Source organism: Nocardioides sp. NPDC054178 (genome assembly GCF_055585005.1).
In genome coordinates, this window is the sequence record NZ_JBVJKY010000001.1 from 1216808 (window position 1) to 1238051 (window position 21244).

Below are 21244 nucleotides of genomic sequence, written 5' to 3' on the forward strand. Positions count from 1 at the left end.
TGGTTGCCGGAGTTCGGCCCGCGTCGTACGGGGTCAAACGGGGGTCGCTACGTAGGGCTACGGGCTGTTACCCGAGGTTGCCGATTTGTTGGTATATGTCCGGTGTGTCCGGCCCCGTGCGTTGCTAGTGGCGTACGTCACGTCGTGTGCCCTGGGCTCGTAAGTCCGCCTCGGCGGGGTCTATGGTGCTGGACGGACACATCTGAAGACGAGGGCGTCGACCGCTGATCCATGCGGTACGGCCCCCGTACCGCAACACACAGACCAGGTGGATCAGTGGATCTCATGGAATACCAGGCGAAGGAACTCTTCGCCAAGCACGGCGTGGCGACCACCCTTGGTGTTGTCGTCGACTCGGCGGAGGCGGCCAAGGCCGCGGCCGAGAAGCTGGGTGGCGTCACCGTCATCAAGGCGCAGGTCAAGGCCGGTGGCCGCGGGAAGGCCGGCGGTGTCAAGATCGCGAAGACGCCCGAGGACGCTTTCGAGCACGCCACCAACATTCTCGACCTGACGATCAAGGACCTGCCGGTCAACCGCGTCCTCGTGACGCCGGCGACCCCGCCGGTGGAGGAGTACTACTTCTCCTTCCTGCTGGACCGATCGAACCGGCAGTACCTCTGCATCGCGTCCGTCGAGGGTGGTGTGGAGATCGAGGAGGTCGCCAAGACCAACCCCGACGCCGTGAAGCAGATCGGCATCGACCCCGGCAAGGGCGTCGACGAGGCCAAGGCCCGCGAGATCGCGACCGAGTGCGGCTTCCCGGAGCCCGTCTTCGAGCAGGCCGTCGCGATGATCCAGAGCCTCTACACGGTGTTCACCGAGGAGGACGCGACGCTCGTCGAGGTCAACCCGCTGGCTCGCCTGGAGGGCGACAAGCTGGAGGCCCTGGACGGCAAGGTGTCGCTGGACGACAACGCCTCCGAGATCCGCCACGAGGACCACGAGAGCTTCGTCATCCGTGACGAGGAGGACCCGCTCGAGGCCAAGGCCAAGGACAAGGGCCTCAACTACGTCAAGCTCGACGGCCAGGTCGGCATCATCGGCAACGGCGCGGGTCTGGTCATGTCGACCCTCGACGTCGTCGCGTACGCCGGTGAGGCTCACGGCGGCGTCAAGCCCGCCAACTTCCTCGACATCGGTGGCGGCGCCAACGCGCAGGTCATGGCCGACGGTCTGGACGTCATCCTGAACGACGGGCAGGTCAAGTCCGTGTTCGTGAACGTCTTCGGTGGCATCACCGCGTGTGACGAGGTCGCCAAGGGCATCGTCGGCGCGCTGGACATCCTCGGCAACGAGGCCACCAAGCCGCTCGTCGTGCGTCTGGACGGCAACAACGTGGACCTGGGCCGCCAGATCCTCAGCGAGGCCAACCACCCGCTGGTCACCATCGTCGACACCATGGACGGCGGCGCCGACAAGGCCGCCGAGCTGGCCAACGCCTGAGGTCAGGAGAGAGAAACATGAGCATCTACCTCAACAAGGACAGCAAGGTCATCGTCCAGGGCATCACCGGCGGCATGGGTGCGAAGCACACCGCCCTGATGCTCGACTCGGGCGCCCAGATCGTCGGTGGCGTCAACGCCCGTAAGGCCGGCACCACGGTCACCCACAAGGACGCCCAGGGCGCCGACGTGGAGCTCCCGGTGTTCGGCACGGTCGCGGAGGCGATCAAGGAGACCGGCGCCAACGTGTCGGTCCTCTTCGTGCCGCCGGCGTTCACCAAGGACGCCGCGATCGAGGCCATCGACGCCGAGATGCCGCTGATCGTGGTCATCACCGAGGGCGTCCCGGTCCAGGACACCGCCGAGGTGTGGTCCTACCTGCAGGGCAAGGCCACCCGGATGATCGGCCCGAACTGCCCCGGCATCATCACGCCGGGTGAGTCGCTGGCCGGCATCACCCCGCACACCATCACCGGCAAGGGCCCGGTCGGTCTCGTCTCCAAGTCGGGGACGCTGACCTACCAGATGATGTACGAGCTGAAGGACTTCGGCTTCTCCACCGCCATCGGCATCGGCGGTGACCCGATCATCGGCACCACCCACATCGACGCCCTCGAGGCGTTCGAGAAGGACGACGAGACCAAGCTCATCGTCATGATCGGTGAGATCGGTGGCGACGCCGAGGAGCGGGCCGCGGCCTACATCAAGGAGAACATCTCCAAGCCTGTCGTCGGCTACGTCGCCGGCTTCACCGCGCCGGAGGGTAAGACCATGGGTCACGCCGGTGCGATCGTGTCCGGCTCCGCCGGCACCGCGCAGGCGAAGAAGGAGGCCCTCGAGGCCGCCGGCGTCAAGGTCGGCAAGACCCCGTCGGAGACCGCTGCTCTCGCTCGCGAGATCCTGCAGTCCCTCTGACGTACGTCAGATCCTGACCGCCCCGCGACCGCCAAGGTCGCGGGGCGGTCTTCGTCTGTGGGCGAATTGTCCGAATGTGCGCGCTCGAGCGTCCGAACGGATTAATGTGACAACCATGGCCAAGCGAATCACGCGTTTGCTCTCGGGTGCGGTCGTTATCGGACTTTCGGTGTCAATTGCGCCGCTGAGTCTCTGTTCGGTTTCGGCGGGAGCGGCGCCGGGCCAGAGCGTTAATCGGGTCGTGGACCAGGCGGAGAAGGCGCGGAAGACCCACGTCGTCCAGCCGGGCGAGACGCTCTCCGGGATCGCCGGGAAGTACGGCGTCAAGGTCACCGACCTCGCGACCTGGAACCAGATCGCCGACCCGGCCAAGATCCGAGCGGGGGCCGAGCTCGTGGTGAGCCCACCCGCCAAGCCGGCCGCGAAGACGTACACCGTGGTGGTCGGTGACACCTTCTCCGGCATCGCCAGGAAGTTCGGCGTCGAGGTGGGCGAGCTGATGGCCCTCAACGGCTATGAGGATCCCACCAAGCTCCTGGCGGGGAGCGAGATCAAGATCCCGGCGGCGAAGCCGAAGCCGAAGAAGTACCGGGTCGTCGCCGGTGACACGTTCGTCAGCATCGCCAAGAAGTTCGGTGTCACCGCGGACGAGCTGATGGCGCACAACGGCTACCAGGACCCCACCAAGCTGCTCGCCGGCTCGACGATCGAGATCCCGGCCAAGCCGGCCAAGCCCAAGCCGAAGCCGAAACCCCAGCCCGGCACCGGGGAGACCGTCTACACGACCGTCGCCGGGGACACCTACGCCAGCGTCGCCAAGAAGTTCCGCATCACCGAGGAGGAGCTGCGGATCTACAACGGCCACCGGGCGCCCGACAAGCTGTCTGCCGGCTTCAAGCTCTACATCCCGTCGAGCTGATCAGTCTCAGACCGCGCGCAGGGCACCGGCGCGGCGGCGCCGCATCGCCTCGAGCGACTCGGCGGTCGCCTCGTCGGCCGGCATCAGCACCAGGATCTGCTGGTTGTCGGCGGCCGGGAGCTCGAGCTCCTCGACGTCGAAGCGCAGCTCGCCGGCCTCGGGATGACACCAGCGCCACACGCCACCGTGCGGCAGGTCGTGGCGGCCCAGCCGGTCGGTGAACTCCGGCCCCGCCTGCGGTGACAGCGCCTCGATCATCCGGCGGGAGGCGCCGGCGTTCGGCCCGCGGTAGAGGTTCGCGACGAGGTCGTCGGCGACCCGGTCCCAGTCGGGGAACGCCTCGCGGGCGCGCGGGTGGAGGAAGGCGTACGCGGTCAGGCTGGGCTCCGCGTGGTCGAGCAGCCCCAGGGGGCGGGCGAGCAGGTCGAAGGTCTCGGTGTGGGCGAGCACGTCGCCGAGGCGGTTGGTGAGCACCGCGACCCCGGGCTCCAGCTGCTCGATGAGGGCGCGGGCGCCGGGGCGTACGTCACGACCCGAGGAGTACGGCCCGACGCACTGTCCGCTCGAGGCCATCGCCAGGGTCCGCAGGTGCTCGTGGGCGGCGGCGTCGAGGCGGAGCGCGTCGCCGATGGCCCGCAGGACCTGCGGCGAGGGATGACGGTCGCGGCCCTGCTCGATCCGGACCAGGTATTCGACGCTGATCCCGGCCAGCGTGGCCAGCTCGGACCGGCGCAGCCCCGGGGCGCGGCGGTGTACGCCTTCCGGAAGGCCGACGCTCTCGGGCGTCGTCCGGTCCCGGCGGTCTCTGATGAACGAGCCGAGGGCTCCCGGGTTGGCGGGCATGCCGACCAGCCTACGGCGGCCCGGCGCGGTGAGGGTGGCCCTGCCGGGGCCAGCCTGGGCTCGGTCTCCCACCGCTCGCTGATCGGCACGAACCTGGACGACATGAACCCACTACGTATCGCAGTCATCACCGCCAGCGTCCGGGAAGGCCGCGGCGGTCCGATCTTCGGCTCCTGGGTGGCCGAGCAGGCCGAGGCGTACGGCGGTCTCGAGGTCGAGCTGATCGACCTGGCCGACCACGAGATCCCGTTGTCCCTGCCCGCCGAGTCGCCGAAGGCTGCCGGGGACGACTACCCGCGGCCGGACGGCCAGCGCGACCTCACCGAGGCGCTCGCGGCGGCCGACGGCTTCGTCGTGGTCACGCCGGAGTACAACCACAGCTATCCGGCCTCGTTGAAGTCAGCCCTGGACTGGCACTTCACCCAGTGGCAGGCCAAGCCGGTCGCGCTGGTCTCCTACGGTGGCGACAGCGGCGGCCGCCACGCCGCCCTGCACTTGGAGAACGTGCTCACCGAGCTGCACGCCCACCCGCTCCAGGCGCGCCTTGCCTTCCCGCGCTACTGGGAGCGCCTCGACGAGAACGGTCGCCCCGGCGACCCGGACTCGGCCGTCTACGCCAAGGGCATGCTCGCTCAGCTCACCTGGTGGGCCGAGGCGTTGCGCGCCGCGCGTGCGGGCGCGGCCTACCCGGGGTGACGTCAGGCGGCGACCGTCTCCTTGGCGGGCTCCTCGTCCGCCAGGAGGCCCTCCGCCGAGGCGGAGCGGTAGCGGTCGACGTCGAGGATGCCCTCCCGCTTGGCCACGATGGTCGGCACGAGCGCCTGTCCGGCGACGTTGACCGCGGTGCGTCCCATGTCGAGGATCGGGTCGATCGCGAGCAGCAGGCCGACGCCGGCCAGCGGCAGGCCGAGGGTCGAGAGGGTGAGGGTCAGCATCACCACGGCGCCGGTGAGACCGGCGGTGGCGGCCGAGCCGACGACCGAGACGAAGGCGATCAGCAGGTAGTCGGTGATGCCCAGGTCGATCCCGAAGATCTGGGCGACGAAGATCGCCGAGATCGCCGGGTAGATCGACGCGCAGCCGTCCATCTTCGTGGTCGAGCCCAGCGGGACGGCGAACGAGGCGTACTCCTGGGGGACGCCGAGGTTCTTGACCGTCACCTGCTCGGTCACCGGCATGGTGCCCACCGAGGAGCGCGAGACGAAGGCGAGCTGGATCGCCGGCCAGGCACCGCGGAAGTACGCCAGCGGGTTGAGGCCGTTGACCCGCAGCAGCACCGGGTAGACGACGAAGAGGACCAGGGCCAGGCCGACGTAGACGGCCACCGCGAACCAGGCCAGCGAGCTCAGCGAGTCCCAGCCGTAGGAGGCGACCGCGTTGCCGATGAGGCCGAGCGTGCCGATCGGCGCCAGCCGGATGATCCACCACAGCACCTTCTGCACGATGGCGAGGAAGGAGCGGTTGAGGGCGAGGAACGGCTCGGCCTTCTCGCCGGTCTTGAGCGCCGCGATGCCGATCGCGAGGGCCACCACGAGCACCTGGAGGACGTTGAAGCTGAGTGCGGTCTCCGCGAGCGGGCTCCCGCCGACCTGCTCGACGCTGGTCGATGCCTCGAGGCCGAGGAAGTTGCCGGGGATCAGGCCCTGGAGGAAGTCGAGCCAGGAAGCGGAGGCGCCGGCCTCGGCCGCGTCGGCCGTGCTGACCGCGGTGTTGCTGCCGGGCCGGAAGAGGAGTCCCAGGCCGATGCCGATGACGACCGAGATCGCCGCGGTGATGGCGAACCAGAGCAGCGTCTGGCCCGCGAGCCGGGCCGCGTTGCTGACCGTACGCAGGTTGGCGATCGAGGCGATGATCGCGGTGAAGATCAGCGGTACGACGACGGCCTTGAGCAGCGAGACGAACGAGCCGCCGATCGTGGCGAGGGTCGTCGTCAGCCAGTTGGCCTCGTCGCCGGCCCCAGGGCCGATCGCTCGCGCGACGGCACCGAGCGCGACGCCGAAGACGAGGCCGAGGATGATCTGGACCGAGAAGGACGGAAGCCGCAGGCGCCGTCGGGTGGTGGGGGCGGTGGACACGAGAAGGTTCTCCAAGGTTGAGGCGGGTCGGGGCTCTGTTGGGCCCGAACGTCCTGGCCGGTACGCGTCTTCCCTGCGTGAGCGCGTTGTGACAGGAGTCTCCACGCTAAGTTATGAAAGACGATCAACCATATCGTGTTTGAGTGGAGCCCCTCAGCGCAGGTCGCTGATCCCGGCGGTGACCGCCGCCTTCTCGATCGCGAGGATCCGGCCGGGCCAGGAGTCGGGCTGGTCCGGCTGGTAGCACGGGTCGGCCTCGTCGCCGGTGCTCGGCGGGCAGGGGCCGGCGAGCTCGGCGTAGCCGACTAGGACGAGCCGGGTCTCGTACTCAGCGACCAGCTCGGTCTCGAACCACGCGCTGTCGCCACCGTCCATACCCGGGTAGGTCGCCTGCGAGCGGGCCGCGCGCTTCGGCCCGGCGTCGAGGTCGTCGGACACGTCGATGGGCAGGTCCGTGACGGTCGGGTCGACGCCGAGCTTGTTGGCCGGGCAGACCTCCATCCACTCCATGACCTCGTTATACGCAGCGCCGGCGGCGTTCTCGTCGGCGAAGTCCAGCACCGCGACGTGCACCTGGCCGACCATGGCGCTGTCGGTGTCCCAGCGGTAGTCGGAGGCGACCTTCGCCGAGGCGCCGAGCGAGGAGAGCCATTCCTTCTGGCAGGCCAGCGTCGGCACGTCGGGGGTGGGCGTGTACTGGTTCCAGCCGAGCTGGCTCTCGAAGCGGTCGAGCGCGGGGAAGGTGCTGCCGTCGACCAGGTTGGCCGCGCTGAGACCGTCTGCCGCGGGCGATCCCGCCTCCGTCGGGGTGGCGGACGGATCGCCCGGGGGCGCGACGCCGACCATCCGGTAGGCGGCGTTGACGGCGGAGGTCTGCAGGGTGGTGGGCGAGACGTAGTCCTGGACACCGCGTTTCCGGGTCATCACCAGCACCCGGTCCTCGGCGGAGACGACGGCCGTCGCGGTCTCCCAGACCGCGTTCATGTCCGGGTCCTCGGGCTGGTACGTCACCACGTTGATGTCCCCACCCGAGATGACGTCGCTCTCGACCGGCAGCGATCCGGCCACGTCGGCTCCGTCCACACCGGGGCAGGAGGTCGCGGCGTCGGAGAGGTCGGTGCGTACGGTCTCGGCCTCGTCGGCGGAGCCGAACTCGGCGACGACGGCGTTGAGCGTGCCTGCCGCGTCTGCCATCTCCGCCCCGGGCTCCGCGACGAAGTCGCGGCGGTACGTCGCCAGCGCGCCGGAGTCGCCCAGCGACTCGGTGAGACAGTCGTTGTAGGCGTCGGTGCCCTCGCCGTCGTAGGTCTGCTCCTGGACCCAGGCGGGATACGGGTCGTCGGTCTCGAGGTCGTCCTCGATCGGCAGGTCGGCGCGGGTGAGATCGGAGGCGGAGGCGGAGCCCGACGGGCTGGAGGCGACCGCGCTGTCGCTCGTGGCCGGTGCGGGGTCGATCCCCTGGTCGCCGAGCCCGGTGGAGAGGAAGATGACCGGCCCGGCGACGACGGCGGCCACGGCCGCCACGCCGGCGGTCACGGCGGCACGACGGCGGCGCCGGATCTGGTCACCTCGGCTCCGTGCCTCGGCTGCGGAGCTCATCGGCGCTCCGGGGGCGTCGGCGCGGAACTGGTCCAGACGCGAGATCGGGTCACTCATCTCAGGCCTCCTTCCAGGGCGCCGGGGTTGTCCTCGGCGAGCAGCTCCGCGAGGGCGGCTCGTCCTCGAGCCAGGCGGGCTTTGATGGTGCCGGTGGGCGCGCCGACCTCGGCGGCCACCTGATGGACCGGCAGGTCGGCGATGTGATGCAGGACGATGGCCTGCCGCTGCGCCTCGGGGAGCTGCTTCAGCGCGGCGACCAGCGCCACGTGGGACTCGTCCACCGCCGACATCTCCGTGCGTACGCCGACGGCTCTGTCGGCGGCCCTCCCGGCGTACTTCTTGCGGCGCCAGCGGCCCACGGCGAGACGGTAGGCGGTGGTGCGGACCCAGGCTTCGGGGTAGTCGACCGAGGACATCTTGCGGCGGTGTGCCCACGCGCGGGCGAAGGCCTCCTGCACGCACTCCGCGGCCTCGTCGAAGTCGCCGATCATGGCGTACAGCTGAGCACACAAGCGGCGGTAGGACGCGTTGTACAGCGCGTCGAACTCGTCCTCGTCCATCGTCTTGCCTCCCCGGCTGGCTTTACCCGACCCTTGCAGGAGCGTCAGTGTCGCGGATTGATACGTGCGAGCGTCCACATGGGTTGCATATCCGGTCATCTGGACGAGAGCCGATCGGCTGCGGCGGGGAGCATCTGCTGCACCGGCGTGCCGCCATCCTCTGCCGGCCAGGTGTAGTCCTGCCCGCTGATCAGCTGGCTGAGGACGGCGATCCGGGTGCCGCTGAGCACGACGCCCATCTCCAGGAACCACCCGTCCTCCTCGCGGCCGGCGGGGTCGTACTGCGTCCCGGGAGCGGCCGTGATCGGGCCGTAGACGGCCTGCCCGGTCACGCCCTCGGCCGGCGCTGACATCGGCACGTCGCCGAACGGGTTGGGCTTGAAGCTGTCCGAGCCTTCGGGGCTGCAGCCGTCGAACCAGGTGAGCACGTCCTCGTACGCCGCCTGGGCCTCCTCGTTGGACGGGAACTCGGCGATCGTCTCGTTGAGGTAGGCGTCGGCGTCGGGGTCACCGCCCTCGGAGGTCTCCAGGCCGAAGTCGCGCTGCATGGTGGCGATCGCTCCGCGGGCCTTCATGGAGCCCTGCCAGCAGGCGTTGGCCGCGGGTGCGGTCTCGCCGGTGGTCGTCGAGCCGGAGCTCTCCACCCAGTCCAACGCTCCTCCGTTGGGGTAGATCGCGTCCTCGCCGGTGAGCAGGTTGCGTGCCGACAGGGTCGGCTCCGGAGCCTTGCTGGTCGCCGGTGACGAAGCGGGCGGTTTCGAGGACGCCTCGACCGGACGCTTCGCGCCGACCATCCGGTGGGCGGCGTTGACGGCCGAGGTCTGCAGGTCGGTCGGCGAGACGTAGCTCTGCACGCCGCGCTTCCGGGTCATCACCAGGACCCGGTCGTCGGCGGAGACGACGGCCGTCGCGACCTCCCAGACCGCGTGCATGTCCGGGTCGTCGGGCTGGTACGTCACCACGTCGATGTGTCCGGCGGAGACGACGCCGCCCTCGACAGGCAGCGAGCCGGCGGTGTCCGCGCCGTCCACACCGGGGCACGCGGCTGCCGCCTCCGAAAGATCGCTGCGCGCCTTCTTCGCCTCCTCGGGCGACCCGAACTCGGCGACGACTGCCTTCAGCGTCCCGGCCGAGGCCGACAGCTCGTCCCCGGGTTTCGGGACGAAGTCACGGCGTACGGTCGCTCGGGCACCTGCGTCGGTCAGTGACGCGGTCAGGCACTCGTTGTCGTCGCTCTTGCCCTCCCCGTCATAGGTCTGCTCCTCGACCCAGGCAGGGAACGGGTCCTCGGCGACCAGGTCGGCGGCGAGGGGAAGAGCGGCGCGGGTCAGGTCCGACGCCGGCCCGGAGGCCGAGGCGGACGGGCTGGGGGTGATCGTGGTGGGGGTCTCGCTGGGGGCCGGTGCCGGGTCGATCGCCTTGTCGCCGAACCCGGCGGAGAGGAAGATGATCGGTCCGGCGAGCGCGGCGGCCACGGCCACGGCTCCGGCGGTGACGAGCGCGCGCTGGCGGCGGCGGATCTGGTCACCCCGGTGGCGTACCTCGGCTGCGGACTTCATCGGTGCTCCAGGGGTGGCGGCGCGGAACTGGTCCAGACGCGAGATCGGGTCACTCATCTCAGGCCTCCTTCCAGACGGCGCCGGGTGTCTCGTCGGCGAGCAGCTCCGCCAGGGTGGCTCGTCCTCGAGCCAGGCGGGCTTTGATGGTGCCGGTGGGGGCGCCGACCTCGGCGGCCACCTGATGGACCGGCAGGTCGGCGATGTGGTGCAGGACGATGGCCTGGCGCTGGACCTCGGGGAGCTTCTTGAGGGCGGCGACGAGGGCGACATGGGTCTCGTCGACCGCCGGCATCTCCGTGCGTACGCCGACGGCTCTGTCGGTGGCGCGGCCGGCGTACTTCTTGCGGCGCCAGCGGCCGACCGCGAGGCGGTAGGCGGTGGTGCGGACCCAGGCTTCGGGGTAGTCGACCGAGGACATCTTGCGGCGGTGTGCCCAGGCGCGGGCGAACGCCTCCTGGACGCACTCGGCGGCCTCGTCGGAGTCGCCGATCATGGCGTACACCTGAGCGCACACGCGGCGGTAGGACGCGTTGTAGAACACGTCGAACTCGTCCTCGTCCATCGCCTGCCTCCCGGACCGGCCGTCCCCGATCTGGCCCTACGCCAGCCTCACTGGATCAGATGCCTGGGAGGCGGGTCCGGTTGCATCCGGCGGAGGAAGATTCAGAGATAGTCGAGCCGGTAGGCGGCGCGCTTGGCGAGCGAGACGAACTCGGAGTTGCTGATGTCGGCGTCGCCGTCGGGATTGAAGCTCATCTGGGCGACGTTCGCGCCGCGCCGGATCGCGGCCATCCGGTAGTAGATGGAGGAGTTCTCGAGCTCGACCCGGATGTACCACACCGTGATCGCGCCGTCCTTGATGGACTCGGTCGCGAGCTGGGTGACGTGGCTGCCGAGCTGCTTGTCGCCGCACTTCTTCAGCCGGTCCTTGATGGCGACGTTGAAGGCCTGCGCCTGCTCGGCGGAGCCGAACTTGCCGACCGTCTCGGTGAGCCCGAAGGTGTCGGCGAGCTTCTTCTTCGTCTCCGGGATCACGAAGGAGCGCGTCTGGGCGCCGGTCATCCCCTTGGCGTTGAACTCGGTGCCGTCGCAGCGGGTCTGGGCGGGGTTGGTCTTGGCCGGCTTCGCCTCGGTGCCCTCCCACGGGTCACCGATGGTGGCGACCGGGGGCAGGTCGGTCTCGTTGATCAGCCCGGGTGCCTGCTCCGTGGCGATCGGGACCACCGTGGCACGCGGTCGCTTGGTCTCCACGCACGCGCCCGCGCCCGGCATCGAGCAGAGGCCGTGGACGGCGGTGCCGAGCATGGTCGAGGTCTTGGCCGCGGTCGTGCTGGACTTGCCCTCGGTCTTCACGGTCACCGCGGCGGTGTGCCTGCCGGTGCGTGCGACGCCGTAGGTGACCGCTCGGTTGTTCTCCCAGTCGCGGTAGGTGAAGAGGGTCGCCTGGTCGCCGATGCCGTCGACCGACTCGGTGAACAGCAGCTGGTAGCGGGGCTCGGCGCACGCTGCGTACCACCCCTGCATCTTCTTGTACGCCGCAGCCGCCGCCTTCGCGTCGACGGACGACTCGATCGTGGTGCCGGCGGTGGTCGCCTTCGCCTTGGCGGTGAAGGTGCGCGCCAGGCTCGCCACCGGCCGCTTGTCGGCCGAGGTGTCGGCCTGGCAGGGGATGGTGAGGCCGGTGCCCTCGAGGTTGTCGGAGGAGATGTCGACGGCCCAGGAGCCGCCGTAGATCTTCGCGACCTCCTCCTCGGTCATCAGGTCCTTGGCGGTCAGCTTCTTGCCGGGGATCTGGCTCGGCTCGACCTCGAACTCCTCGGCCGCCGACTGCATCGAGAGCGTGTTGAGCCGCGGCTCGGTCTCGGCGTCCTGGGTGACGAAGAAGCCGGTGCCGACCAGCGCGGCGATGGCCGCGGCCGCGCCGATCGCGGTGTGCACCCGGCGGCGTACGGCGCCGGCCGTGGTGAGGGTCGAGGTCTTCGGCCAGGGCTGCTCGGTGAGCACGTCGACGAGCGGGTCGAAGATGGACTGCAGCTGCTCCGGCGCGATCCCGAGCTCGGCGCAGATGGCGGCGTTGGCGCCCTGCAGGTCGGTCTCGGTGCGGCTGATCGGGGTGCCGACCTCGCGGGCCAGTTGGGCCAGGTCGACGCTGGTGAGGTGGCCCAGCAGGAAGACCTTGCGGTCGTGGAGCGGCAGGCTGCGCAGCGCGGAGAGCGTGCTCCGGGCCTCCGGCGCGATCGTCTGGTCGCGGTGGAGCAGCGGCACCGAGTGGTTGCGGATCGCCTTGGACCAGGCGATCGGGCGGACCCAGTCCTCGCGCTCGAAGTCGTCCATCGGCTTCACCTTGCGCCAGTGGTGCCAGGTGATGACCAGCGCGCCGCGCACGGCGGCCTTGGCGGCCTCCAGATCGCCGGTCAGCGACCAGGTTTGGAGAAGGAGGCGTCCACGGACGTCCTGATAGAACGCCTCGAAGGTCTCGTGGTCTGCCGTGGTCATGCCCATGTCAGCGGTCAACTGTAGGTGATTCGATCGAATGATTGGCAATGGTCGTTGATGCACAGGTGGGTATCAGGCGTGCACAAGACCTTTTCGGGCGGCGCGTCGCCCTGATCGAGACGGTGCGGGTTGCGAGGATGAGACGCGATGTCCTCGCTGCTGCCTCCTCGCACCCCTGACCGCGGGCTCTCCGCGGACGATCTCCACGATCTCCGCCACCGCCGCCCGCTGGTCGCGGTCGCTCTGCTGGGTGGCATCGGCACGGCCGCCGCCACGCTGGTCGTGTGCCTGGCGATCGGCATCCTGGGCTGGTTCATCAGCGACATGGGAGCCCACGGCGACCCGTCGGACGCCCTGCGTGTCGCCGCGCTCGGGTGGCTGCTCGGCCACGGTTCGGGCGTCGTCGTCTCCGGGGTCGCGGTCACGGTCGTCCCGCTCGGCCTGACCCTGATCCTGGCCTGGGTGATGTGGCAGGTCGCGGTCCGGGCCGGTGACGCGGTCTCGCTGCACGGCCCCGACGTCAATGCCCTCGCCGACGGCGAGCGTGACCTGACCGTCCCGGTCGTCGCCGGCCTCTTCACCCTCGGTTATGCCGGCACCGCGCTGGCCACCGCGATCATCGCCGGCACCCCGGCCACCGCGCCGAGCATCGCCGGCGTGTTCGCCTGGTCGGTCGGGCTCTGCGTCGTCGTGGCTCTGCCCGCGATCGCGGTCGGCTCCGGCCGTGCGGCGCTGTGGATCACCCTGCTGCCACGCGCGGCCGTGGACGTACTGGTGATGGTCCGCTCGATCCTGCTGTGGTGGTTCGCGGTCAGCACGCTGGTGTTCTTCGCGGCCCTCTTCACCGACTTCACCACGTCGGTCAACGTCGTCTCCCAGCTCCATCTCGACCTCGGCGGGATCATCCTCTACTCCCTGCTCGCCGTCCTCGTGCTGCCCAACGCGGTGCTCTTCTCCAGCGCGTACGCCCTGGGCCCGGGCTTCACGGTCGGCGTCGGCACCACCGTCACCCCCACGGCGGTGACCCTCGGTCCGCTGCCGATGTTCCCGATGCTCGCCGCGCTCCCCGACAACGGTGCCCCGCCCGCCTGGGTCGCCGCGGTGATGGCGCTCGGCCCGCTCACCGCCTTCTGGGCAGTCTGTCGGGTCAGCCGGGTCAGGCCCACCCTGCGTTGGTCCGAGGGCGCCCTCCGCGGCGTCAGCGCCGGCGTCGTCGCCGGCCTGCTCCTCGCCATTCTCTCCGGCGTCGCCGGCGGCTCCGTCGGCCCCGGCCGGATGGCCGACGTCGGGCCGTACGCGGGACAGGTCCTCGTCAACGCCATCGCCTTCTTCGGCCTCGCCGGTCTCCTCTCCGGGCTCGCGATGACCTGGTGGCACCGGCGTTCCCTCCCGACCGACTCTGCCGCCTAGAGTTCGCAGCATGTCGCTGCGTCTCGTCGTCCTCGTGTCCGGCTCGGGCACCAACCTCCAGGCCCTGCTGGATGCCTGCGCGTCCCCGGAGTTCGGGGCTGAGGTGGTCGCGGTCGGGGCCGACCGCGACGGGATCCAGGGGCTGACCCGGGCGAGCGACGCCGGGATCCCGACGTTCGTGCACCGGGTCAAGGACTTCGGGTCGCGGGAGGAGTGGGACGCGGCCCTGGCTGAGTCGGTGGCGGCGTACGAGCCTGATCTTGTCGTCTCTGCCGGCTTCATGAAGCTGGTGGGGGAGGCCTTCCTCGAGCGGTTCGGGGGGAAGACGCTCAACACGCACCCGGCGCTGCTGCCGAGCTTCCCCGGGATGCATGGAGCACGGGACGCGCTGGACTACGGCGTGAAGGTGACCGGGGCGACGCTCTTCATCGTCGACGCCGGGGTCGACACCGGGATGATCATGGCCCAGGTGACGGTGCCGGTGGAGGACGACGACACCGAGGAGACGCTGCACGAGCGGATCAAGGTCGTCGAGCGCTCGATGCTCGTCGAGTCCGTCGGAAGGATCGCCCGTGAGGGCTACACCGTGGACGGTCGGCGGGTTCGATTCGGGCGCGCCTGAACGGTTAGAGTGACGAGCACACGACTGGCGCAGGTGGGGGACCACCGGGGAGTGTAAAGAGACGGCATCGACCGCCTGGGTGCCCCTCATCGAATTCATCGACCGATGAGGAGTACGGCTGTGCAGGACCAGATCGCCATCAAGCGGGCCTTGGTGTCCGTCTACGACAAGACCGGTCTCGAGGACCTGGTCCGAGGGCTCCACGACGCCGGCGTCGAGCTCGTCTCGACCGGCGGCTCCGCCGCGCTGATCGAGAAGCTGGGCCTGCCGGTGACCAAGGTCGAGGACCTGACCGGCTTCCCCGAGTGCCTCGACGGCCGAGTGAAGACGCTGCACCCGCGCGTGCACGCCGGCATCCTCGCCGACCGCCGCCTGGAGTCCCACGTCGAGCAGCTCAAGGAGCTCGAGGTCGAGCCGTTCGACCTGGTCGTCTCCAACCTCTACCCGTTCGTGCAGACCGTCGCCTCCGGTGCCGGCCCGGACGAGGTCGTCGAGCAGATCGACATCGGCGGCCCCTCGATGGTCCGCGCCGCCGCCAAGAACCACCCCTCCGTGGCGATCGTGACGAGCCCGGAGCAGTATGCCGAGACCCTCGCCGCCCTCGCGGCCGGCGGGTTCACCTACGGCCAGCGCAAGGCGCTCGCCGCGGCCGCGTTCGTGCACACTGCGACGTACGACGTGGCGGTCGCCTCCTGGATGGGCTCCGTGCTCACCGACACCTCCGACGGCACCGGCTTCCCGGCGTGGGTCGGCGGGACGTACGAGAAGGCGACCGTCCTGCGCTACGGCGAGAACCCGCACCAGAAGGCGGCGCTCTACCTCAACGGGTTCGGCCCCGCCGGGCTCGCCCGTGCCGAGCAGCTGCACGGCAAGGAGATGTCCTACAACAACTACACCGACACCGACGCCGCGCGGCGCGCCGCCAACGACTTCGCCGAGCCCGCGGTCGCGATCATCAAGCACGCCAACCCGTGCGGCCTGGCCGTCGGTGCCGACATCGCCGAGGCCCACCGCCGGGCGCACGCCTGCGACCCGGTCTCCGCCTTCGGCGGCGTGATCGCCTCCAACCGCCCGGTGAGCGTGGAGATGGCTCAGCAGGTCGCCGAGGTGTTCACCGAGGTCATCGTGGCTCCGGGCTACGAGGACGGCGCCGTCGAGATCCTGCAGGGCAAGAAGAACATCCGCATCCTGGTCGCCCCTGCCGACGAGCGCGCCCCGGTCGAGACCCGCCCGATCTCCGGCGGCCTGCTGATGCAGCAGGTCGACCACGTCGACGCCGAGGGCGACGACCCGGCCTCGTGGACGCTGGCCACGGGTGAGGCCGCCGACGAGGCCACCCTCGCCGATCTGGCCTTCGCCTGGAAGGCCTGCCGCTCGGCCAAGTCCAACGCGATCCTGCTGGCCTCCGACGGCGCCTCGGTCGGCATCGGCATGGGCCAGGTCAACCGCGTCGACTCCTGCAAGCTCGCCGTCGAGCGGGCCAACAGCCTCGCCGAGGGCGACGAGCGCGCCCGCGGCGCCGTCGCCGCCTCCGACGCCTTCTTCCCCTTCGAGGACGGCCCGCAGATCCTGATCGACGCCGGCGTCAAGGCGATCGTGCAGCCCGGGGGCTCCATCCGCGACGAGCTCACCATCAAGGCGTGCAAGGCGGCGGGCGTGACGATGTACTTCACCGGCACGCGCCACTTCGCACACTGAGCGCGCTGGATGTTCGTCGAGGTATGCAGCCGATCCGTCACTTCCCGCGCGGAACTCCGCGTGGGAAGTGACGGTTTCCCTGCATACCTCGACGAACAGACACGGCCCGCCTACTACGCCGAAACCACAGCCCAGAGTGACAGGATGAAGAAGTGACAGCACAGAAGCTGGACGGCACCGCGACGCTGAAGGCGATCAAGGCCGAGCTCGCCGAGCGGGTCGAGAAGCTGAAGGCCCAGGGCATCACCCCGGGCCTGGGCACGGTGCTGGTGGGCGACGACCCGGGCAGCCGGTGGTACGTCAACGCCAAGCACAAGGACTGCGCCGAGATCGGCATCGAGTCGATCCGGGTCGACCTGCCGGCGACGTCGACGCAGGAAGAGGTCGAGGCCGAGATCGACCGCCTCAACGCCGACCCCGCGTGCACCGGCTTCCTGGTGCAGCAGCCGACCGGTCTCGACGAGTTCGCGCTGCTCTCCCGGGTCGCCCCGGAGAAGGACGTCGACGGTCTGCACCCGCACAACCTCGGCAAGCTGGTCCTCGGTGAGGACGGCCCGCTGCCGTGCACCCCGGTGGGCTGCATCGAGCTGCTGCGTCGTCACGGCGTCGAGATCAACGGCGCCGAGGTCGTCGTGGTCGGCCGTGGGCTGACCGTCGGCCGCCCGCTGGGCCTGCTCCTCACCCGCCGCTCGGAGAACGCCACCGTCACCCTGTGCCACACCGGCACCCGCGACCTGGCCGCGCACACCCGCAACGCCGACATCGTGGTGGCTGCCGCCGGCGTACCCGGGATCATCACCAAGGACATGGTCAAGCCGGGCGCGGCCCTGTTGGACGTCGGTGTCTCCCGGGTCGACGGTAAGATCGCAGGAGACCTGGCCGAGGACGTGTGGGACGTGGCTGGTTGGGTGTCGCCGAACCCGGGTGGGGTGGGTCCGATGACACGGGCCATGCTGCTCTCCAATATCGTCCTCAGCGCTGAGAAGGCTCTCGAAAGGCTCTGACATCGTGTCCGTCCACCCGCCGCTCACCCCCACGCCGCAGGCTCCCGCACCGGCGGCGGTTGCTCCTGAGCACGAGAAGACGGACCTCCAAGACGTACGCGGCTTCCCCTCGACCATCGGCGGGTTCGTCTACCTCGGGGTGCTGACGGCGGCGATCGTCGGTCTCGGGCTGGTCGGCTTCGGCCACTGGCGGGTGGGGATCATCGTCCTCGCCGCCGGGGTGGGGGCCGCGTCGCTGGGGCGTGCGGTGCTGCGTGCGAAGGATGCCGGGATGCTGGCGGTGCGCAACCGCTGGTTCGACGTGGCCCTGCTGGCGCTGACCGCGGGCGCGCTGTGGATCCTCGCGGTGACCGTTCCCGGAGAATGAAGACGTACAGATAGGACGAAGGCCGCCCCGAGGGGCGGCCTTCGTTGTTCCGGTCGAGCACTACTGCTCGATCGGGACCCATTCCTGCTTGGCGTAGTCCCAGCGCCAGCCGTCCTGCTCGTAGACCGGCAGGTCACCCTCGGCGGTCTGAGTCGGCTGCTGCCAGGCCGGCTGGCCACCGGTGCCGGCGCCGCCGGAGACGATGGTGCGGTCGCCAGTCTCGGGAGCAGCCGGTGCCGGATCGGCGGCCGGTGCGGCGGGCGCCGCCGGAGCGGCCGGGGCGGGCGGGGTGGCGGCCGCGGCTGCGGGTGCCGCGGGGGCGGCGGCCTGGGAGTCCCACTGGAAGTTCTGGGCAGGCGTCATGCTGTCGCCGCCGAAGGCGAGTCCTGCGCCCTCGATCTCGGAGCCGTCCTTGTTGAAGAGCAGCGGGTAGACGAACCCGGCCAGGGCGCCGCCGACCGCGGGGATGATCAGGAAGACCGGGAGGTCGACCAGTGCGTCGGTGCCGGAGAAGAGGGCAGGGCCGAACGAACGGGCGGGGTTGACCGAGGTGCCGGTCAACGGGATGCCGACGAAGTGGATCGCGGCGAGCGCGAAACCGATGGCCAGCGGTGCCGCGGTGGCGTTGGTCCCGGCCCGCAGGTCGGTGACACCGAGGATGACGAAGACGAAGATGAAGGTGAGGACGAGCTCGACGAGGATCGCGCCGATGAGCCCGGTGCCGGCTCCGTCACCCCAGGCGTTGGCGCCGAGGCCGCCGTCGTTCCACGAGTTGTAGCCGGAGGAGAGCGCGATGAGGAACAGCACGATCGCGCCGATCACGGCGCCGACGAACTGGGCACCGATGTAGGCGCCCGCGTCCTTCCAGGTGATCCGGCCGGCCGAGGCGACACCGAGGGTCACGGCCGGGTTGAAGTGGCCACCGGAGATGCGGCCGAAGGTGTACGCGCCGATCACGACGGCGATACCGAAGGCGAGGCCGACCGCGGCGACCTCGAGGCGCCAGGGCGTGTTGCGCAGCCCGGCGTGGGTGACGCCGGCGGCTACCGCGACGACCGAGCCGCACCCGAGGAACACCAGGATGAATGTTCCGATGACCTCGGCTGCGAGTTTCTGGATGAAGGTCGGCTCCGCCGACAGTGATTCCTCAGTCATGTCCCCTTAACCCTTCAATGTCTGTTGACGTCGGTCAGACCCATCGACACCCGAGAAGCACTCAGGTATCAGCAGTCACCTGAACAACATGAGGTGTTGACACACAGTAACTCTTTTGCGACGGCGCATCGTGGTGCTTAGGTGGGGCGGGGCGGCGTTGTGTCACCCTCTCTGTTATCTTGATGTCAAGACACTTTCGTTTCGTCAGGAGTAGCCACAGCAATGGCCGCACGAATCATCTACACCCACACCGACGAGGCGCCGCTGCTCGCGACGTACTCCTTCCTTCCGATCGTCTCGGCCTACGCGGCCAAGGCGGGAGTCGAGGTCGAGACGCGTGACATCTCCGTGGCCTCGCGCATCCTGGCCCAGTTCGGTCTGGCCGACGACGCGCTCGGCGAGCTCGGTGACCTGGCGAAGACGCCGGAAGCCAACATCGTCAAGCTGCCCAACATCTCCGCCTCCATCCCGCAGCTGAAGGCCGCGATCAAGGAGCTGCAGGAGAAGGGCTACGCGATTCCCGACTACCCCGAGGCGCCGAGCACGCCCGAGGAGGAGGAGATCCGGGCCAAGTACGACAAGGTCAAGGGCTCCGCGGTGAACCCGGTCCTGCGTGAGGGCAACTCCGACCGTCGCGCGCCCGGCTCGGTCAAGGCGTACGCCAAGGCCCACCCGCACACCAACAAGCCGTTCGCCGACGACTCCAAGACGACCGTCGCCACGATGGGTGCGCACGACTTCAAGTCCAACGAGAAGTCGGTGACCCTCCCGGCCGACGACACCCTCTCGATCGTGCTCGAGAAGGCCGACGGCGAGACCGTGACGCTGCTCGCCGAGCTGCCGGTGCTCGAGGGCGAGATCGTGGACGCGACGTACATGTCCGTGGCCAACCTGCACGCCTTCCTCGAGAACGCGCTCGCCAAGGCCAAGGCCGAGGACGTGCTCTTCTCGCTGCACCTGAAGGCCACGATGATGAAGGTCTCCGACCCGATCATCTTCGGCCACGTCGTGAAGGCCTACTTCAAGGACGTCTTCGAGAAGTACGGCCCCGACCTCGAGGCCGCCGGCCTCTCCGCCAACGACGGTCTGGGCGCGATCCTGTCGGGTCTCTCCGGTCTGGAGAAGGGCGCCGAGATCGAGGCCGCCTTCAAGGCCGCGATCGAGGCCGGCCCGCGCCTGTCCTACGTCAACTCCGACAAGGGCATCACCAACCTGCACGTCCCCTCCGACGTCATCATCGACGCCTCGATCCCGGCGCTGGTCCGCAACGGCGGCAAGCTCTGGGGCGCCGACGGCGGCGAGGACGACACCCTCGCGGTGATCCCGGACTCCTCCTACGCCGGCGTCTACCAGACCGTCATCGACGACGTGAAGAAGAACGGCCCGCTCGACCCGGCCACGATCGGCACCGTCCCCAACGTCGGTCTGATGGCGCAGAAGGCCGAGGAGTACGGCTCGCACGACAAGACCTTCCAGATCGAGGCCGCCGGCACCGTACGGATCCTGAACAAGGCCGGCGACGTGCTGATCGAGCACGACGTCGAGGCCGGCGACATCTGGCGCGCCTGCCAGACCAAGGACATCCCGGTCCGCGACTGGGTCAAGCTCGCCGTCACCCGTGCCCGCGACTCCAAGACCCCGGCCGTCTTCTGGCTCGACGAGTCGCGCGCCCACGACGCCTCGCTGATCGCCAAGGTCACCAGGTACCTCGCCGACTCCTCCATCGTCGGGGACACCGAGGGTGCCGACATCAAGATCCTCGCGCCCGAGCTGGCCACGGCGTACTCCCTCGAGCGCCTGCGCAACGGCGAGGACACGATCTCGGTCACCGGCAACGTGCTGCGCGATTACAACACCGACCTGTTCCCGATCCTCGAGGTCGGTACGTCGGCGAAGATGCTCTCCATCGTCCCGCTGATCGCCGGCGGCGGTCTGTTCGAGACCGGCGCGGGCGGCTCGGCGCCGAAGCACGTGCAGCAGCTGATCGAGGAGGACTACCTCCGCTGGGACTCGCTGGGCGAGTTCTTCGCGCTGGTCCCCTCGTTCGAGAAGTACGCCGAGCAGGCCTCCGCCCCGGCGGCGAAGGTGCTCGCCGGTGCGCTCGACCGGGCGACCGCGACCTTCCTCGAGAACGACCGCTCCCCGGGTCGCAAGCTCGGCACCACCGACAACCGCGGCTCGCACTTCTACCTGGGTCTCTACTGGGCCCAGGAGCTCGCCGCGCAGACCGAGGACGCCGAGCTCGCGGCCGCCTTCAAGGGTCTCGCCGAGACCCTCGCCGCCAACGAGGCCAAGATCGTCGAGGAGCTCCTCGCGGTCCAGGGCAAGCCTGCCGACATCGGCGGCTACTACCTGCCCGACGCGGAGAAGGTCACCGCCGTGATGCGTCCGTCCGCGACGCTCAACGAGGCGATCGACTCTCTGTAAGCCACCTCACGACGGCCCGGCACGGACTCCGTGCCGGGCCGTCGTGCCGTGTCGGGACGCTTTCCCGGCGTACGTGACGTTGCTCTCCAGATCTTTCTTCTGATTCCTATAGATGCAGGTCAGCGTGGTGTTTGTCGGCGGGTGAGGGCGGAA

18 protein-coding genes and 1 riboswitch are annotated in these 21244 nt (G+C 69.7%); of the genes, 10 read left to right on the forward strand and 8 right to left on the reverse strand.

Annotation, left to right across the window (positions count from 1 at the left end):
- Positions 1 to 276: 276 nt before the first annotated feature.
- The 3 genes from sucC to ACZ6WN_RS05830 all read left to right on the forward strand — a co-directional run bounded on the left by sucC (position 277) and on the right by ACZ6WN_RS05830 (position 3276).
- Positions 277 to 1443 (forward strand): ADP-forming succinate--CoA ligase subunit beta, encoded by a 1167-nt coding sequence (gene sucC, locus ACZ6WN_RS05820; protein ID WP_465863293.1) that lies wholly within the window; start codon positions 277 to 279, stop codon positions 1441 to 1443.
- A gap of 17 nt (positions 1444 to 1460) precedes the next feature.
- A complete protein-coding gene (gene sucD, locus ACZ6WN_RS05825) occupies positions 1461 to 2357 on the forward strand; it encodes a succinate--CoA ligase subunit alpha (RefSeq protein ID WP_141802854.1) in 897 nt (298 codons plus the stop codon).
- A gap of 241 nt (positions 2358 to 2598) precedes the next feature.
- Positions 2599 to 3276 (forward strand): LysM peptidoglycan-binding domain-containing protein, encoded by a 678-nt coding sequence (locus ACZ6WN_RS05830; protein WP_465863295.1) that lies wholly within the window; start codon positions 2599 to 2601, stop codon positions 3274 to 3276.
- A gap of 6 nt (positions 3277 to 3282) precedes the next feature.
- Here the strand turns inward: ACZ6WN_RS05830 and ACZ6WN_RS05835 are convergent, their stop codons facing one another.
- Positions 3283 to 4119 (reverse strand): helix-turn-helix domain-containing protein, encoded by an 837-nt coding sequence (locus ACZ6WN_RS05835; RefSeq protein ID WP_465863297.1) that lies wholly within the window; start codon positions 4117 to 4119, stop codon positions 3283 to 3285.
- 102 nt (positions 4120 to 4221) lie between these two features.
- On the opposite strand from ACZ6WN_RS05835, the gene ACZ6WN_RS05840 reads away from it, so the two are divergent.
- Complete coding sequence (locus ACZ6WN_RS05840) at positions 4222 to 4815, forward strand: NADPH-dependent FMN reductase (RefSeq protein ID WP_465863298.1); 594 nt, start codon at positions 4222 to 4224, stop codon at positions 4813 to 4815.
- Positions 4816 to 4817: 2 nt separating this feature from the next.
- Here ACZ6WN_RS05840 and ACZ6WN_RS05845 read toward each other — a convergent pair whose 3' ends face one another.
- The 6 genes from ACZ6WN_RS05845 to ACZ6WN_RS05870 all read right to left on the reverse strand — a co-directional run bounded on the left by ACZ6WN_RS05845 (position 4818) and on the right by ACZ6WN_RS05870 (position 12408).
- On the reverse strand, positions 4818 to 6194 hold the full coding sequence (locus ACZ6WN_RS05845; RefSeq protein WP_465863300.1) for a dicarboxylate/amino acid:cation symporter: 1377 nt from the start codon (positions 6192 to 6194) through the stop codon (positions 4818 to 4820).
- 153 nt (positions 6195 to 6347) lie between these two features.
- Positions 6348 to 7850 (reverse strand): hypothetical protein, encoded by a 1503-nt coding sequence (locus tag ACZ6WN_RS05850; RefSeq protein WP_465863302.1) that lies wholly within the window; start codon positions 7848 to 7850, stop codon positions 6348 to 6350.
- On the reverse strand, positions 7847 to 8353 hold the full coding sequence (locus ACZ6WN_RS05855; protein ID WP_465863303.1) for a SigE family RNA polymerase sigma factor: 507 nt from the start codon (positions 8351 to 8353) through the stop codon (positions 7847 to 7849). The genes ACZ6WN_RS05850 and ACZ6WN_RS05855 overlap by 4 nt, the downstream gene beginning before the upstream one ends.
- Positions 8354 to 8448: 95 nt before the next feature.
- The gene (locus ACZ6WN_RS05860; protein WP_465863304.1) at positions 8449 to 9969 is read right to left on the reverse strand and encodes a hypothetical protein; all 1521 of its coding nucleotides are present in this window, start codon (positions 9967 to 9969) and stop codon (positions 8449 to 8451) included.
- Between the two features lies 1 nt (position 9970).
- The gene (locus ACZ6WN_RS05865) at positions 9971 to 10474 is read right to left on the reverse strand and encodes a SigE family RNA polymerase sigma factor (protein ID WP_465863306.1); all 504 of its coding nucleotides are present in this window, start codon (positions 10472 to 10474) and stop codon (positions 9971 to 9973) included.
- Positions 10475 to 10575: 101 nt separating this feature from the next.
- Complete coding sequence (locus ACZ6WN_RS05870; protein WP_465863307.1) at positions 10576 to 12408, reverse strand: SigE family RNA polymerase sigma factor; 1833 nt, start codon at positions 12406 to 12408, stop codon at positions 10576 to 10578.
- Between the two features lie 147 nt (positions 12409 to 12555).
- Between ACZ6WN_RS05870 and ACZ6WN_RS05875 the strand changes: the two genes are divergently transcribed.
- The 5 genes from ACZ6WN_RS05875 to ACZ6WN_RS05895 all read left to right on the forward strand — a co-directional run bounded on the left by ACZ6WN_RS05875 (position 12556) and on the right by ACZ6WN_RS05895 (position 17509).
- A complete protein-coding gene (locus ACZ6WN_RS05875) occupies positions 12556 to 13818 on the forward strand; it encodes a cell division protein PerM (RefSeq protein WP_465863308.1) in 1263 nt (420 codons plus the stop codon).
- Positions 13819 to 13828: 10 nt separating this feature from the next.
- Entirely contained in the window at positions 13829 to 14440 is a 612-nt protein-coding gene (gene purN / locus ACZ6WN_RS05880) for a phosphoribosylglycinamide formyltransferase (protein ID WP_465863310.1), read from the forward strand.
- A gap of 10 nt (positions 14441 to 14450) precedes the next feature.
- A riboswitch (ZMP/ZTP riboswitch) is annotated at positions 14451 to 14528 on the forward strand.
- Positions 14529 to 14545: 17 nt separating this feature from the next.
- The gene (gene purH / locus ACZ6WN_RS05885; protein WP_465863312.1) at positions 14546 to 16138 is read left to right on the forward strand and encodes a bifunctional phosphoribosylaminoimidazolecarboxamide formyltransferase/IMP cyclohydrolase; all 1593 of its coding nucleotides are present in this window, start codon (positions 14546 to 14548) and stop codon (positions 16136 to 16138) included.
- Between the two features lie 152 nt (positions 16139 to 16290).
- Positions 16291 to 17142, forward strand: a complete 852-nt coding sequence (locus ACZ6WN_RS05890) for a bifunctional methylenetetrahydrofolate dehydrogenase/methenyltetrahydrofolate cyclohydrolase (protein ID WP_465863314.1) — start codon at positions 16291 to 16293, stop codon at positions 17140 to 17142.
- Between the two features lie 4 nt (positions 17143 to 17146).
- A complete protein-coding gene (locus tag ACZ6WN_RS05895; protein WP_465863315.1) occupies positions 17147 to 17509 on the forward strand; it encodes a DUF3017 domain-containing protein in 363 nt (120 codons plus the stop codon).
- Between the two features lie 60 nt (positions 17510 to 17569).
- Here ACZ6WN_RS05895 and ACZ6WN_RS05900 read toward each other — a convergent pair whose 3' ends face one another.
- The gene (locus ACZ6WN_RS05900) at positions 17570 to 18664 is read right to left on the reverse strand and encodes an MIP/aquaporin family protein (protein WP_465863316.1); all 1095 of its coding nucleotides are present in this window, start codon (positions 18662 to 18664) and stop codon (positions 17570 to 17572) included.
- 222 nt (positions 18665 to 18886) lie between these two features.
- Between ACZ6WN_RS05900 and ACZ6WN_RS05905 the strand changes: the two genes are divergently transcribed.
- Positions 18887 to 21091, forward strand: a complete 2205-nt coding sequence (locus ACZ6WN_RS05905; protein ID WP_465863318.1) for an NADP-dependent isocitrate dehydrogenase — start codon at positions 18887 to 18889, stop codon at positions 21089 to 21091.
- Positions 21092 to 21244: the final 153 nt, after the last annotated feature.